The sequence below is a fragment of the Streptomyces sp. ATexAB-D23 genome (genome assembly GCF_000373645.1).
Lineage (GTDB): Bacteria > Actinomycetota > Actinomycetes > Streptomycetales > Streptomycetaceae > Streptomyces > Streptomyces castrisilvae.
In genome coordinates this window covers 1-16,443 of the sequence record NZ_KB892035.1, presented here as the reverse complement: position 1 = coordinate 16,443, position 16,443 = coordinate 1, and the positions used below count along the sequence as shown (strand labels likewise).

Annotated in this window: 7 protein-coding genes; all 7 read right to left on the bottom strand. The window is 74.7% G+C overall.

Translation table 11 applies throughout. The features are described from left to right. Positions 1–167 precede the first annotated feature (167 nt). Positions 168–383 carry an MbtH family protein gene (locus B082_RS0125220; RefSeq protein ID WP_018554569.1) on the bottom strand — a complete coding sequence of 72 codons (216 nt, stop codon included), beginning with the start codon at positions 381–383 and terminating at the stop codon, positions 168–170. After that, positions 380–7,528, bottom strand: a complete 7,149-nt coding sequence (locus B082_RS0125215; protein ID WP_018554568.1) for a non-ribosomal peptide synthetase — start codon at positions 7,526–7,528, stop codon at positions 380–382. The genes B082_RS0125220 and B082_RS0125215 overlap by 4 nt, the downstream gene beginning before the upstream one ends. A 177-nt stretch (positions 7,529–7,705) precedes the next feature. Continuing rightward, complete coding sequence (locus B082_RS0125210) at positions 7,706–11,506, bottom strand: condensation domain-containing protein (protein WP_020573037.1); 3,801 nt, start codon at positions 11,504–11,506, stop codon at positions 7,706–7,708. Between the two features lie 68 nt (positions 11,507–11,574). Next, on the bottom strand, positions 11,575–13,431 hold the full coding sequence (locus B082_RS0125205) for a non-ribosomal peptide synthetase (RefSeq protein ID WP_018554567.1): 1,857 nt from the start codon (positions 13,429–13,431) through the stop codon (positions 11,575–11,577). Positions 13,432–13,439: 8 nt separating this feature from the next. Then, positions 13,440–14,474 (bottom strand): TauD/TfdA family dioxygenase, encoded by a 1,035-nt coding sequence (locus B082_RS0125200; protein ID WP_018554566.1) that lies wholly within the window; start codon positions 14,472–14,474, stop codon positions 13,440–13,442. Between the two features lie 41 nt (positions 14,475–14,515). Then, positions 14,516–15,307, bottom strand: a complete 792-nt coding sequence (locus B082_RS0125195; RefSeq protein ID WP_018554565.1) for a thioesterase II family protein — start codon at positions 15,305–15,307, stop codon at positions 14,516–14,518. Next, on the bottom strand, positions 15,304–16,443 hold a 1,140-nt coding region (locus B082_RS36675; RefSeq protein ID WP_018554564.1), incomplete at its 5' end, for a non-ribosomal peptide synthetase. The genes B082_RS36675 and B082_RS0125195, both read right to left, overlap by 4 nt.

Sequence of the window (16,443 nt, the reverse complement as noted above, 5' to 3'; positions counted from 1 at the left end):
AGCGGCAGTAACGGGCGGCAGTTTCCGGTCGGTAATTCACCCGGGACCGGGGTCCGGAAATCTTTGCCGGCCTTGTTCGTCCGGCCTTTTCGGATTCCGCTCCGAGGCATACGGAAAGGCCGCGCCCCGCAGGAGCTGCGGGGCGCGGCACAGGGTGGGGGAGGGCGTCAGGCGTACTGGGCGACCAGGCTCCGGGGGCGGATGTCGGTCCAGTTGGCGGTGATGTACTCCAGCGCTGCGGAGCGGTCACCCGCGCCCCACACGCTGGTCCAGCCGGCCGGGATGTCGGCGAAGTCCGGCCACAGGGCGTGCTGGCCCTCGTCGTTCACCACGACGTGGAAGGAGCCCTCGGAATTGTCGAAGGGGTTCACGGTGTCGCTCATGAATAACTCCTCGTTTCGTTTTCCCGCAGGCTCTTGTCCTGCAGTGCGGAGAGTTTCTCCGCGATGATTCTTCCGATGTGTGCGAGAGGTTCTTCCTCGGCCATCCGCAGATGGCTCGATTCCACGATGTGGTTCTCGACCATTCCGTCCAGGAACGGATTCCAGGTGGCGGCAAGCGCGCCTTCCGGTTCGCCGGGCCTGCGGGCCGTGAAGAAGACCGCGTCCGTCTCGGCGACGCCGGGGGTGTGCCGGGCCATGAGGGCCGCGTGGGTCTCGGAGGCGCGCAGCACGGCCCGGATCTCCTCGGTGCTGAAGCCGCCGAGCACGGGGTCCTCCCGGCGTACGCGCTCCACCGCGGCCGGCAGGTCCTCCTCGGGGAGCGTCCCGGAGACCGGCCGCTCCTCGGGCGGCAGGACCGACACGCTGCCCGGTCCGGTCTGGTGCACGTCCATCAGCGCCAGCAGCTCGACCCGCTGACCGGCCGCGCGCAGCCGTACGGCCATGGTGTGGGCGACGATCCCGCCGAAGGACCAGCCGAGCAGCCGGTAGGGGCCCCAGGGCTGGACCTGCCGGATGTGCTCCAGGTAGTCGTCGGCCATCTCCTCGACGGTGCGCGGACGGTGGCCGGGCTCACTGAGCGCGCGCGCCTGGAGGGCGTACAGCGGCTGGTCGTCGCCGAGGTGGCGGGCGAGACCGGCGTAGGACCAGCCGACCCCGGTGCCGGGGTGCACGCAGAACAGCGGGCGCCGCGCACCACGGGCGCTCAGCGGGAGCAGGACGCCCATGGCACCGGCCGTGCCGTCGTGGTCGTGCGAGCCGAGCAGCCCGGCCGGGGTGGGCGAGCGGAACAGGTCGCGGACGGACCGGTCCACGCCCAGCACCGACCGCACCCGGCTGACCAGGCGCACACCGAGCAGCGAGTGACCGCCCAGCGCGAAGAAGTTGTCGTCGAGACCGACCGCCGGCACGCCCAGGATCTCCGCGAACAGCCCGCACAGCACCTCCTCCCGGGCATTGCGCGGCGCCCGGTGGGACACGGCAGGCCGGTCCGGCGCGGGCAGCGCCCGGCGGTCCGGCTTGCCGTTGACGGTCAGCGGCAGGGCGTCCAGGACGACGACCGCCGACGGCACCAGATGCCCGGGAAGCGCCGCACGGGCCAGGGTGAGTAGTTCCGCCTCGGTGACCGCGCTCCCGGCGCGCGGCACCACGTAACCGACGAGGCTCCGCTCGCCCGGCCGGTCCTCCCGGACCACCGCGAGGGCCTGGCCGACGGCGGGGTGGGCGGCGAGCGCGTGCTCCACCTCACCGGGCTCGATCCGCACACCGCGCAGCTTGATCTGCCCGTCCGCCCGTCCCAGGAACCGCAGTTGGCCCCCGGGCGTCCACACCACACGGTCGCCCGTGCGGTACATGCGGCTGCCGTCCGCCTCGAACGGGTCGGGCACGAACCGTTCGGCGGTCAGGTCCGGGCGCCCGATGTAGCCGCGCGCCACGTGCGCCCCGGCGATGTACAGCTCGCCGGGCACCCCCGGGGCGACGGGCCGCAACGCCTCGTCCAGGACGTGGCTGCGGGTGTTGTCCATCGGCCGGCCCAGATGCAGCCCCGCTCCGTCCAGGGCGCTCCGGCCGCCGGTGAGCCACTGGTTGTGCGAGGCGAACGTCGTCTCGGTGGGGCCGTAGGAGTGGACCAGGACGGTGTCCGGGCAGTGCGTCAGGACCCGCTGGACGGCGGCGGGTGAGGCGACGTCGCCGCCCGTCCACACCTCGCGCAGCAGCCGGAGCGTGTCCAGCGCCTCGTCGGCCATCACATGGAACAGGCCCACGGTGAAGTAGGCGGCGGTGACGCCGTGCTCCCGGACCGTACGGCCGGTCTCGGCGAGGTCGGTGCCGTCGCCCGGCATGATCACCAGGCTCCCGCCGTTCAGGAGCGGTACCCACATCTCGAAGACGGACGCGTCGAACCCGGTCGCGGAGTGGACCAGCATCCGCCGGGGACCGCCCGCCGCCGTGTCGCGGTCGGCGGCGAGTTCCGTCACGTTGCGATGGGTGACGCCGACACCCTTGGGGCGCCCGGTCGACCCGGACGTGAACATCACGTACATCAGGTCGTCCCCGCCGGCCGCCACGTCCGAGTCCCCCGCCGTCGCACCCCGCGGGCCGGGCGCGTCGACCAGGAGGACCGGCGGGCCCCCGGGACGTGCCGCCGCCTGAGCGTGCCCGGTGACCGTGGCGACGAGCCGTGCCCCCGCGTCCTCGGTCATCAGCCGGACGCGGGCCGCGGGCAGCGCCGGGTCCAGCGGAAGGTAGGCGGCGCCGCACTTGAGGACGGCGAGCGCCGTCACCACCAGCCCCGCCCCGCGCTCCAGCAGCACCCCCACGGTGTCGCCCCGGCGCACCCCCGCCGCGCGCAGCCGGGCGGCCAGCGCGCCGGCACGGGCGTCGAGTTCGCCGTAGCCGACGGTCTCCCCGTCGGTGATCAGGGCGGCCAGCTCCGGGGTGAGGGCGGCCCGGCGGGCGATGGCCTCGTGGACGGTGGCCCGGTCGCGCGTCACGGTCGCCGTGTCGTTGTACTCCGCGACCAGCCGGAACCGTTCACCGTCGGTGAGCAGGTCCACCGCACCGATCCGTACCCCCGGGTCGGCCGCGGCGGCGCGCAGCAACCGTTCGATGTGCGCGGCGAGCAGGGCGGCCGTCCCGGTGTCGAACAGGTCGGTGGCGTATTCGAGTCCGCCCGCCAGACCGGCCGGCCGCCCCGCCTCGTCCAGCCGCTCCGTCAGGGCGAGCGTGAGGTCGAACTTGGTGGACAGGGACTCCAGGGGGGCCGCCTCGGCGCGCAGCACCGGCCCTTCGGCGGCGGGCGCGGTGTAGTCGTGGTGGAGCTGTACGACGAACTGGGCCAGCGGGTGGTGGGCGGTGGAGCGGACCGGATTGAGGTGTTCGACGATCCGGTCGAAGGGCAGGCCCTGGTGGGCGTAGGCGGCGAGGTCGGTGTCGCGTACCCGCTCCAGCAGCTCGGTGAACGCCGGGTCGCCGGAGGTGTCGGTGCGCAGGACCAGGGTGTTGACGAAGAAGCCGACCAGATCGCTCAGGGCCTCGTCGTCGCGGCCCGCCGTCATGGTCGCCAGCGGCAGATCGGTGCCGGCGCCGTGCCGGGTGAGGACGGCGGCCAGGGCTGCCTGCACCACCATGAGCAGCGTGGCACCGCTGCGCCGCGCCAGTTCCTCAAGCGCCCGGTGGGTGGCGGCGTCGACGGTGAGCGGCGCGTGGCCGCCGCGGTGGGTGGCCTCGGCGGGGCGCGGCCGGGCGGCGGGCAGTTCGAGGACGGGCGGGGCGCCGGCGAGAGCCCGCTCCCAGAAGGCCAGGTGGTCCCGCGCCGCCGGTCCGTCCAGCAGCTCCCGCTGCCACAGCGTGTAGTCGGCGTACTGGACGGGAAGAGGCCGCCACCCCGGTGCGCGGCCCTCGGCGCGGGCGGCGTAGGCGGTGGTGAGGTCGGCCAGGAGCGGACCGGTGGACCAGCCGTCGGCGGCGATGTGGTGGACGAGCAGGACGAGCATCTGGCCGCCGCCGTCGTCCGGGGTGAGCAGGGCCGCCCGCAGCGGGATCTCCTCGGCCAGGTCGAAGACATGACCGGCGGCCGACGCCACGGCGGCCCGGAACCCCTCGGCCGGCACGGTCCGGACATCGAGCACGGGCCGCGCGGCGGCCAGGACCTCCTGGTGCGGCTCCCCGTCGACCGACCGGTAGCGGGTACGCAGCACCTCGTGGCGCGACGCCAGGTCGGCGAGCGCGCGGGCGAGGACATCGGCGTCCAGGGGCGCGGCCGGGCGCAGCACCAGAGGGATGTTGTAGGAGGCGCTGGGCCCTTCGAGCGCGTCGATGAACCAGAGCCGGCGCTGCGCGAAGGAGAGCGGAAGCCGGTCGGGCCGGTCGGCGCGGGCGGTGAGCGCGGGCGGCGCACCGGGGTCCGCGCCCTCGGCGGCCCGTGCGTCCGCGATGCGGCGGGCCAGGGCGGCCGGGGTCGGGGCCAGCAGCAGATCGCGCACATGGACGTCGGCGCCCAGACGGGCCCGGATGCGGTTGGCGAGGCGCACCCCGCTCATGGAGTGCCCGCCGATCGTGAAGAACCCCTCGTGCGGGCCGACCCGGTCGATGCCCAGGATCTCCGCGAACATCTCCCGCAGGGTGTCGACGTGCTCCGAGTCCGCCCCGCCCCCGGCGGGCGCGGCCGCCCCGGCGTCGGCGGCCTGCCGGGCGGCGAGAGCCGCGGTGCGCGTACGCCGCTCGTCCAGGGACCCGCGCTCGTCGGCCCCGAGCAGCGCCGTGTCGGTGACGGGCGCGGCGGGCCGGTCGGCGGCCGTCAGCAGGGCCCGTTCCAGGGCGCCCAGGAGAAGGCGGGCGGTCTCCTCGTCGAGGACGTCGCGCGCGTACTCCAGGCCGAGTTCCAGACCGGCGGGGGTTCCGTCGGCCTCCCGGTGCTCCACGCACGCGGCCGTGAGGTCGAACTTGGTCGTCGCGGGGGCGTCCGCCGTGAACCGGCCGGTCAGGCCGCCGAAGGCGAAGGGGGCGTCGGCGGGGGCGGCGGTGCGCAGCGTGAGCATCGTCTGGAAGAGCGGGTGCACCCCGGGCGTGCGCGGCGGGTTCAGGTGCTCCACCAAGAGATCGAAGGGGAGGCCCTGGTGGGTGTAGGCGGCGAGGTCGGTGTCGCGTACCCGCTCCAGCAGCTCGGTGAACGCCGGGTCGCCGGAGGTGTCGGTCGGCAGGACCAGGGTGTTGACGAAGAACCCGACCAGGGCGCCGAGCGCTTCGTCGTCCCGGCCCGCCACCGGGGTGCCGAGGGCCACCCGGTCCCCGCAGCCGGCCGCGCGCAGAGCCAGCGCGAGGGCCGCCTGAAGGACCATCAGCATGCTCGCGCCGCGGGCGTCGGCGAGCCGGACCAGCCGGGTGTGCGCCGCCGGTTCGAGGCGCGTGGTGACCAGGCCGCCGCGATGGTCCGGCACGGCGGGACGGGGGCGGTCCAGCGGCAGGTCGGTGACCGGGGGCAGACCGGCGAGCGCGTCGCGCCAGTGGGCGAGGCCGCGCGAGACCGCCGCTTCCGGGTCGTCGGCGGTGCCGAGGACCTCGTTCTGCCAGAGGGTGTAGTCGGCGTACTGGACGGGAAGCGGCTCCCGCTGGGGCGTACGGCCGTCGGCGCGGTCGGCGTAGGCGGCGGCCAGGTCGTTCATGAGCGGGGCCAGGGACCAGCCGTCGCCCGCCACATGGTGGAGCAGCACCGCCAGCACGGCCGCCGGACCGTCACCCGCCTCGCCCTCGGGCACGAACAGCGCGACCCGCAACGGCAGTTCCCGCGACAGGTCGAAGGTCTCGGCCGTGAACTCCGCCACCCGGTCCCGCAGTTCGGCGGCCGGGCACGCGACGGTCCGGGCGCGCACCACGGTCGGGGCCAGGACGTGCTGGTAGGGCTCCTCCTCCGGGGCGAGGAAGACCGTACGCAACACCTCGTGGCGCTCCACGAGGTCGGTGACGGCGGCGGCCAGCGCCGCCCGGTCCGGCACACCGTCCAGCTCCAGCACGATCGGCATGTTGTACGCGCAGGACGGGCCGTCGAGCTGGTCGAGCAGCCACAGCCTTCGCTGCGCGTGGGAGAGCGGCACCCGGTCATCGGCGGGCAGCGGCTCCTCGTGGACGACCGGCAGGCGCGGGTCGGTGGTCCGCAGCGCCTTGCGGTTGATCTTCCCGGAGCTGGTACGGGGCAGCGCGGCGACGATGCCGACGGCGGCCGGCACGGCGGCGGCCGGCATGCGCTCGCGAACCAGGGCGCGCAGCTCCTCGGCGCCGACACCGCCCTCGGTGACGACGAAAGCGACGAGCCGTTTGACGCCGTCGGGGTCCGGCTGGGCGACGACGGCGGCCTCACGGACCTTGGGGTGACCCGACAGGACGGAGTCGACGGCGGCCGGGTCGATGCGCTGCCCGCCGATCTTCACCTCGTCGTCGAGCCGGCCGTGGTAGAGGATCTGCCGGTCCCCGCCGATCTCCACCAGGTCCCCGGTGCGGTAGGCGCGCTCGCCGTCCAGCTCCGTGAAGCGGCGGGCGTTCAGCTCCGGGTTGTTCAGGTAGCCCCGGGACAGGCCGCCGCCGAGCAGCCACAGCTCACCGGAGACCACGGCGGCGCGGACACCGGGCAGCGGCCGGCCGATGGGGACGGGGCCCCCGGCGTGGCGGGTGAGGTCGGCGACCGTGGCGACCACCGTGGTCTCGGTCGGCCCGTACGCGTTGAGCAGCCGCACCCGCTCCCCGGTCAGCTCCCGCCACTGGGCGACCCGCTCGGGCAGCGCCGCCTCCCCGTAGATGATCACCGTGTCCAGGCAGCCGGGCAGCCGGACCGAGCCGGTGGTCAGGACGTGCACCAGCTCGTGCCAGTAGGCGGCCGGCAGGTCGAGCAGGGTGATCCCGTGGCGCGCGCAGCCGGCCAGCAGATCGCGTACGTCCAGCATGTCGTCCGTACGCAGGACCAGGGTGCCGCCGGCGCCGAGGGTGGCGAACACCTCCTGCACGCTGGCGTCGAAGTGCAGCGGCGAGAACTGCAGGACACGGGAGTCGGGGCCGATGCCGTACGCGGGGGTGGCGCCCGCGATGAAGTGCGCGAGCGAGTCGTGGGCGACGACCACGCCGTTGGGGGTGCCGGTCGACCCGGACGTGTAGATGACGTAGGCGGCGCCGGCCGGTGCGCCGGGGCCGGGCAGGACGAGTTCGCCGCTGCGGGCCACCTCGGCGGGCGTGGGCGCCAGGTCGCCGCAGCCCGCCTTGAGGATGGCCTCGTTCCGGGCGTCGGGGGCCTGGATGTCGAGAGGAAGGTAGGCGGCACCCGTGGCGAGGACGGCGAGGAGACCGACGACCGCGTCGATCCCGCGCGGCCGGTGCAGGGCCACCAGGCGCCCCGGAGCGGCCCCTTCGGCGGCCAGCGCGCGGGCCCGCTCCCGTACGGCGCCGGCGAGCCCGCCGTACGTCAGGCGGGTGCCGTCGTGGACCAGGGCAACCGCGTCGGGCCGGGTACGCGCCTGGTGGGCGATGAGATCGAGCACCGGAGGGGCGGGCGAGGGAGAGGGACCGCCGTCCAGCAGGTCTTCCGTTCCGATGGGGGGCATCCTGGGCTTTCCTTCTGTCGAGGCGAGAGACCGGGGCGAACGGTTCCTCTCGCCTCCGTGTCTTCACGCTAGGGGCCCAGGGCCTCGCCCCACGGCAGTCGGCCCGGCAGCTCCGGGCGGCAGAAAGCGGGGGCGCGGAGCTGCCGCTCCGTGCCCCCGCCCCCCGTCAGCCCCCCGTCAGCCCCGGCGGGCGCCCGCCCGGGTGCGGCGGCGCAGCTTCGGGGCGGGACCGGCGCTCTCCGGCTCGATCCCGTCGGCGACGGCCCCGGCCAGACGCTGCGAGAGGGTGGCCGCCGTCGGGTTGCGGAACACGTCGCGCAGGGTGAGGTCCTGCCCGAACTCGCTGCGGATGCGGTTCAGCAGCCGCACCGCCAGCAGTGAATGGCCCCCGGACTTGAAGAAGTTGTCGTCCGCCCCGATGTCCCGGCCGCCCAGCACATCGCGGAAGAGACCCAGCAGCCGGCCGTCGGTACCTGGCCCCGGCGCGGGCGCGTCCTCCTCCGGAAGGACGGCCGGGTCCTCGCCGGGCCCCGGCAGCCAGGCCGTCCGCACCACCCGGGCCGGCGCCAGGTACTCGGGGAGCCGCTCGGCCGCCCAGGCGCGCAGCGCGCTCTCGGCGGGCGGCGTGCCCGGGGCGCAGGTGACGAGGGCGAGCAGCCGTCCTTCACGGACGAGGGCGCGCGCGCCGGTCACCGCCGGGTGCCGGGTGAGGACGCCCTCGACATGGCCGGGCTCGACCGGGTAGCCGTTGACGGTCTGCGTGGCGACGGGCCGCAGAACGCCGTCCGCGTCCCGGTAGGCGCGCCGCCCCGTGGCCCGCAGCCCGCCGCCGGCGGCCGGCTCGTGCACCTCGCCCGGCACGCGGACGGGGGTGCGGCGCCCCTGCGCGTCGAGGACGACCTCCCGGCCGCCGTCGCCGGACGCGGCCGGACCCAACCGCAGCGCGGAGAGCGGTGCTTCGGGGTCGGCGGCGAACGCGTCGAGGGTCTCGGCGAGGCGCCGCGCCAGCAGGCGGGCCGTGTCCGCGTCGTACAGCGCGGTGGCGTACTCCAGGACGCCCCGCAGCCCGGTCCGCGACCCGTCGGGGCCGACGGTCTCGGTGAGCGCGAAGGTGAGGTCCGACTTGGCGCCGGCGCCCCGGAAGGCCAGCGGCTCGCCGTCCAGCGCCGACGGGGCGGCCGACGCCCCGCCGGCCTCCGCCGCGTGCACCTGGAGCATCACCTGCACGAGCGGGGCGTGCGCGGTCGACCGGTGCGGGCTCAGGTGCTCGACCAGCCGGTCGAACGGCAGGTCCTGGTGGCTGTACGCGGCCAGGCCCGCGTCGCGGACCCGGCGCACCAGCTCCGTGAAGGCGGGGTCGCCCGAGGTGTCGGTGCGCAGCACCAGCGTGTTGACGAAGAACCCGACGAGAGGATGCAGCGCCTCGTCGGCCCGGCCGGCGACCGTGGTCCCGATCGCCAGGTCGTCGCCCGCGCCGTGCCGGCTGAGCAGGGCGGCGAGCGCGGCCTGTACCACCATGAACAGGGTGACCCCGCCGCGCCGCGCGCACGCCAGCAGCGCCCGGTGGGTCTCGGCGCTCACCTCGAACGGGGCGAGCGCGCCCCGGCCGTCCGGCTCGGGCCCGCGCGGCCGGTCGGTGGGCAGCGCGAGCAGCGGCGGCATCCCGTCGAGCGCGGTGCGCCAGTACGCGAGCTGCTCGGCGGCGACGCCCTGCCCACCGTCGAGCAGCTCGTGCTGCCAGAGGGTGTAGTCGGCGTACTGGACGGGAAGCGGCTGCCACCCGGGGGCCCGGCCCTCGGCGCGGGCCGCGTAGGCGGCGGCGAGATCGGCGAGGAGGCAGCCGGTGGACCAGCCGTCCCCGGCGATGTGGTGCACCAGCAGGACCATCACCTGGTCACCGCCGCTGTCCTCCAGGAGCCAGGCCCGGAAGGGGATCTCGGCGGCGAGGTCGAAGACATGACCGGCCGCCGCGTCCACGGCGGCACGCAACTCCTCCGGCCCGTCCGTCCGCACCACCTCCAGCACCGGCTCGGCGTGACCGAGTACCTCCTGGTACGGCTCGCCGTCAGCCGACCTGTGCACCGTGCGCAGCACCTCGTGCCGGCGTACGACATCGCCGAGGGCGGCGGCGAAGGCGGCCCGGCCGACCGGGCGGCGCAGCCGGGTCACCACCGGGATGTTGTAGGTGGCGCTCGGCCCTTCCAACTGGTCGACGAACCAGAGCCGTTGCTGCGCCGCGGAGAGCGGGAGCCGGGCCGGCCGCAGGGCGGCGGGCACCGGACGCAGCGGCGGCCGCACGGCCGCTTCGCCCTGCTCGTCCAGCCGGCGCAGCAGCCGGGCCGGGGTGGGGGCCAGGAAGACATCGCGGATGGCGGCCTGGACGCCCAGCGCCTTGCGGATGCGGTTGGTGAGCTTCCCCGCGAGCAGGGAGTGCCCGCCCAGCTTGAAGAAGCTGTCGTCGGGCCCCGCCTCGTCGCGCCCCAGGACCTCGGCGAACAGGCCGCGAAGGATCTCCTCGCGGGGGTCGGCCGCCGAGCGGGTGCGCGCGTCCTTGCCGTCCCGCGGGTCGCCGGGGGTGGCGGCGCTCCGCTGTTCGGCCCGGGTCAGGGCCTCGTGGCGGCGGTCGAGGGCCTCGCGTTCCGAGGCGGAGAGCAGACCGGTCCGGCTCAGCGGTGTGCCGGCCGGCTGCTCGGCGTAGGCGGTCAACGCCCGTTGGAACAGGGCGAGGAGCAGGTGCGCGGTCTCCTCGTCGTACAGGTCGGTCGCGTACTGGAGGCCGAGCAGTACCCCGTCGGGTTCGCCGTCGGGGCGGTACGTCTCGGCACAGTTGAAGCTGAGGTCGAACTTGGCGGTGGCCAGGTCCGCGGCGTCCAGGGTGCCGGATACGGCACCGAGCCGGCAGGCGGTGTCCTGTGCGGTCTGCGTGGTCAGCATCACCTGGAAGAAGGGGTGCAGTCCGAGCGACCGTTCCGGGTCGAGATCCTCGACCAGCAGGTCGAACGGCAGGTCCTCGTGGGCCATGGCGGCCAGGTCCCGTTCCCGGACCTGGTCCAGGAGCGTGCCGAGGTCCGGGTCGGCGGACAGATCGGCGCGCAGCGCGAGGGAGTTGACGAAGAATCCGACGAGGTCGTGCAGATCCTCCTCAGGCCGGCCCGCGACCGGCGTCCCCACCACCACGTCCGCCTGTGCCCCGGCCGCCCGCAGGGCGACACAGAGGGCGGCCCGCGCGGTCATGAAGAACGTGGCGCGGTGGGCGCGGGCGGTGCCGGCGAGCGCCTTGTGGGCGTCGGCACCGAGGCGGGTGGTGACCAGGGCTCCCCGGTGGCTGGGCTCGACGGGGCGCGGGCGGTCGGCGGGCAGCCGGGTCGCGGCCGGTACGCCGTCCAGCGCCGCCCGCCAGTGGGAGAGCTGTTCATGGGCCGTGCTGTCGGGATCGCCGGGGTCTCCGAGCATGTCCCGCTGCCACAACGCGTAGTCCGCGTACTGGACGGGCAGTGGTTCCCATCCGGGGGCGCGGCCCTCGGTCCGGGCCCGGTAGGCCCGGTCGAGGTCGTTGAGCAGGCAGCCGACGGACCAGCCGTCGGTGGCGATGTGGTGCACCAGCAGGGCCAGCACGGCGGTCCCGTCGCCCACGGTGAACAACCGGGCCCGCAGCGGCAGGTCACGGGTGACGTCGAAGGGGAGGCGCACGAAGGCGGTGACCCGCGCGTCCACCTCGTCTCCGGGGGCGCACTCCTCGGTCTCCAGCCGCACGCCGGGATCGCCGACGATGTGCTGGTACGGCTCCCCGTCCACGGACCGGTAGACCGTACGGAGGACCTCGTGGCGCTCCACCACGTCACGCACCGCCGCCTCCAGGGCCGGCCGGTCGGGCATCGCGTCGAGCCGCAGCACGACGGGCGCGTTGTAGGCGGCCGACGCGCCTTCGAGGCGGTTCAGGAACCACAGCCGGTGCTGCGCGTACGAGAGGGGGATCACGGTTGCTGCTCCTCGGGGATGACGGGGGCGGGCGGGTCAACGGGCCGGTGACGGGGGCCGGGCGCGGCTCAGCCATCCTTGGCGGCCAGCAACTCCTCGATGTGGGCGGCGAGGTCGCGGAGCCTGGGGTTGGCGTAGACCGCCTTCACGGGCAGGGCCAGGGAGAGTTCCGCCCGTACGCGGGAGACCAGCTTGATGGCGAGCAGCGAGTGGCCGCCGAGCTTGAAGAAGTTGTCGTCGGGGCCGATCGACGCCGCGCCCAGGACCTGCGCCCACACCCGGGCGATCAGTTCCTCGGCCCGCCCCTCGACGCCGTCGCCCTCGGGCGGCGCCCCGGCGGGTCCGGCCGCCTCGATCCTGGCCGGCAGCGCGGAGCGGTCGAGCTTGCCGCTGGGGGTGGTCGCGAACCGGTCGACGGCGACGAACGCGGACGGCGTCATGTACGCCGGCAGTGCGGCCGCCACGGCGGTACGCAGCGCTTCGGCGTCCCCGCCCCGGTGATAGGCGATCAGGCAGGGGCTGCCCCCGGCGTCCTCGCCCAGGACCACGGCGGCCTCGGCGGCGCCGCCGGCCCGGGTGAGAGCGGCCTCGATCTCCTGCACCTCGATACGGTGACCGCGCAGCTTCACCTGCCCGTCGAGCCGGCCCAGGTGGACGAGCCGGCCGTCCGCCAGCAGCCGGCAGCGGTCCCCGGTGCGGTACATCCGCTCGCCGGGCGCGCCGAACGGGTCCGCGACGAACCGCTGGGCCGTCAGGGACGGGCTGCGACGGTAGCCGCGGGCGACCCGGGGCCCCGCCAGATACAGTTCGCCCGCCTCACCGGGGGAGACCGGCGACAGCCGCTCGTCCAGCAGCCGCATCCGCAGCCCCGGGAGCACGGCACCGATGTGCGGCTCGCCCGGCTCCTCGATCCAGCCGGCGGTGGCGTCGACGGTGCACTCGGTGGGCCCGTACACGTTCACCGCGCGCAGCAGACCGGAGCGGTGGGCGGCGGCCAGCCGGTCCCACAGCGCCGGGCCGATCGCCTCGCCGCCGACCAGCAGGGTCAGCGGGCGGGGGCCGCCGTCCGGGGTGAGCAGGTCGAGCAGCGGCTCGGCGTGCGACGGGGTGATGTCGAGGTCGGTGAGGCCCCGCTCGTCGATGAAGGCGGCCAGCAGGGCCGGGTCGCGGCGGGTCTCCTCGTCGATCATCACCAGCGTGTCGCCGCGCGACAGCCGCACCCACTGCTGGACCGACGCGTCGAACGAGGGCGAGGCGTTCCAGCCGACCCGCCGGCCCTCGCCGCGCGCCGCGCCCGCGTCCTCCAGTTCGCGCAGCAGCAGCGAGGCCGCGCCGCGCCCGATCTCCACGCCCTTGGGCCGGCCGGTGGAGCCGGAGGTGTAGATGACGTAGGCGAGCGTGTCGGGGTCGACCGGCACCGGCGCGTAGGCGGTGGCCGCCCCGCCCCGGGAGGCCGTCAGTTCGCCGACGGTGACCGCGCGGGGGCCGGGGAGGGCCGGGCCGGTGCCGTTGGTGACCACGAGGTCGGCGCCCGAGTCCTCGATGAGCAGGCGGCGCCGCTCCTCGGGCAGCGCCGGGTCGACCGGCAGGTAGGCGGCGCCCGCCGTGAGGGTGCCGATGATCGCGGTGACCAGGCCGGCGCCGCGCGGCAGGCACAGCGCGACGACGCTCTCCGGCCCGGCGCCGAGCCCGGCCAGCCCGGCGGCGAACGCCGAGGCCCGCTCGCGGAGCCGGCCGAAGCTCAGCTCCTGGCCGTCGGCGACGACGGCGGTGCGGTCACCCGGTACGGCGGCGAGCCGGGCCATCAGGTCGGCCGCGCCGGTCCCGGCCTGGGCGCACGCGGCGCAGGGGCAGCCGGCCGGGTGGGCGGTCGCGGCCTTCGGGGCCGGGGCGGCGGCGACGCGCTCGGGGAGTACGGCGGTCATGGCGGGGCTCACTTTCCGTACAGGGTGGTGGAGGGGGCGGAGGCCGGGGAGCAGTCGGACAGCGGCACCGGCTCACCCATGGCGACGAGGATCTTCCGGTCACCCGTGAACGCCTCGCGGCCGTGCGCGCAGAGGATGTTGTCGACCAGCATCAGATCGCCGGCCTGCCAGCTCTCCCGCACGGTCACCGCCTGGTACACCTCGTTGACTGCGTCCACCTCGGCGTCGGTGAGGGCGGTGCCGTCACCGAGGTAGGTGTTGAACGGCAGCCCGTCCGCACCGAAGGTGTCGACCAGCACCTCGCGGACGTCCTCGTCGAGGGTGCGGGCGTTCCAGAACGCGAAGTGGTTGAACCAGGACCGCTCACCGGTCACCGGGTGCGTGATGATCGCCGACCGGCGCTGACGGGTACGCAGCGTGTCCTCGTCCAGCCACTCGTAGCCGATGGCGTGCGCGTCGCAGTACTCCTCGGCACCCGCCGGCTCGTCCGAGGAGAACGCCTTGCGCCACGGCATGCCCGCCAGGTCGGAGTAGTTGCGCACCAGCAGCCAGCCCGCCTCCGCGAACCGCGCGGTCAGCTCCGGCGGCAGCATGGCCAGGGCGGCGCGCATGTCACCCACGGTGGTGGCGCCGCCCGTCTCGGGGGCGGTGACGCAGCCGAAGAGCAGCACGCCGGGGAAGTCGAGGGTGTAGCTGTTCTCGTTGTGCAGCCGGATCGGCTGGACGGCCGGCAGGTCCGTGGAGGAGAAGACACCCTCCCCGAAGTCGGTGCGCGGGGTCGCCTTCTCCTTGTAGCCGGCCCGCTCCGCGACGAGCGCGTCACGAGCCGAGGCGAACGTCGCCGCGTCGGTCACCGGCAGGCCGCGCAGCATGACCGCCCCGGACCGGTGCAACTCCGCCTGGATCGCGGGCCGCTGAGCGGTCAGCCAGGCGGTGGCCTGCGCCATGGTGGCGAACTCCGGCGTGTGGACGATCGCCGGCTTGCCGGGCTCCCGGACGGGGGCGATACCGGTGGTGGCGGGCGGCTGGGCGAGAGCGGTCACGATGGGTTCCTCTTCCTTGAGTGGAGTTCGGCGGGGTGGGGTTACGCGGACGCGGCGGCGGACGCGGACTCGCGCAGGGCGTCGAGGACCGGGTTCAGGCGGGCGAAGAAGCCTGGCAGGTCCTGCTGGAAGTAGAAGTGGTCGCCGGGCAGTACCTGCGGCACGACCTCGTCGCCGGTCACCTGCGACCAGCCGCCGAGCATCTCCGCCGGGACGATCGGGTCGGCGTCCCCGCCGAACACGGCGACCGGGCAGTCCAGCCGGGCGTCCGGGGCGGTGCACCGGTAGGCGTCGTCGATCGCGAAGTCCGCCCGGATGGACGGCAGCACGATCTCGCGCAGCTCCGGGTCGTCCAGGATGCCGTCGTCCGTGCCGCCGCGCTCCTTGATGGCCGCGACCAATTGGTCGTCGTCCAGTCGCTCCGGGTGCACCGGGCACTGGTTGGGCAGCACCGGCGCCCGGCACGCGGAGGCGATCAGCCCGCGCGGGGTGCGGCCGGCGGCGCGCAGCGCACGGGTCACCTCGAAGGCGACCAGGGACCCCATGCTGTGCCCGAACACCACCAGCTCCCCGGTGTCGGCCGGCAGCGAGTCCACCACCGGCTGCGCCAGGTCGTCCACGGACAGGGGCAGCTCCTCGCAGTAGCGGGCGCCACGCCCCGGGTACTGGCCGATGAGCAGCCGCACATCGGCCGGCAGGTGCTCGCGCCAGCCGCCGTAGGCGTGGGCGTTGCCTCCGGCGTGCGGAAGCACCAGCAGCGACAGGCGGTGCGGGGTGTCACCGGGGAGGTCCCAGACGACGTCTTCGGGTGCGGGGGCCGGGGAGGTGGTCATGAGCTGATCCGTTCTGTCTCGGTGCGACGGCGGAGGGTGGGCCGGGCCTTCTTGGGGGCGGCCGGCGCGGTCTTCAGCGCGGTGATGTGCTCGGCGAGCCGGGCGGGCGTCGGGTGCTCGAAGACGTCGCGGACGGTGAGCCGGACGTCGAGGGCCACGGCGATGTGGTTGGTGAGGCGGGCACCCAGGAGGGAATGGCCGCCGTGGTGGAAGAAGTCGTCATCGATACTCAGCGCCTCACCCGCACCCAGCGTGCGGGTGAAGAGGCCGACCAGCGTCTCTTCGAGCGGCGTGCGCGGCGCCCGGCCCCCGGCGGAGACGACCGCCGCCGGCTCGGGAAGGGCACGTTTGTCGATCTTCCCGTTCGGCGTGAGCGGGAGCCGGTCGAGCGGGGTGAGGTACGTGGGAACGAGGTGCTCGGGCAGCCGGTCGGTGAGGTGACGGCGGACGTCCTCCATGGCCGCGGAACCGCTGACCACATAGGCGGAGAGCTGGTCGCGGTGGGTGGTGACGGCGGCCTGGGTGATCTGCGGGTGGGCGAGGAGCGCGGCCTCGACCTCACTGGGCTCGACGCGGAAGCCGCGGATCTTCACCTGGTTGTCGGCGCGGCCGTCGTAGTGGAGGTGGCCGTGGTGGTCGTGGTGGGCGAGGTCGCCGGTGTGGTAGAGGCGGGTGCCGGGGGGTCCGTAGGGGTTGGGGGTGAAGGTGGTGGCGGTGAGGTCGGGTCGGTTGAGGTAGCCGTGGGCGAGTCCGTGGCCGGTGAGGTAGAGGTGGCCGGTGGTGCCGGGTGGGCAGAGGCGGAGAGTGTTGTCGAGGATGTAGGTGTTTTTGTTGGTGAGGGGGGTGCCGATGGGGATGGTGGTGTGGGGTTGGGTGGTGGGGGTGATGGTGTGGGTGGTGGTGAAGCCCATGGATTCGGCGGGGCCGTAGCCGTTGATGACGGTGGTGTGGGGTGAGGTTTGGTGGAGTTGGTGGATGTGGGTGGGGGAGGCGGCTTCGCCTCCGGTGTAGGTGGTGGTGACGGTGGTGAAGGCGTTGGGGTGTTCGTCGGTGAGGTAGTTGAAGAGGCTGGCGGAGAGTTGGAGCATGGTGACGCCGTGCTGTTGGGAGAGTTCGGCGATGAGTGCGGGTTCGGG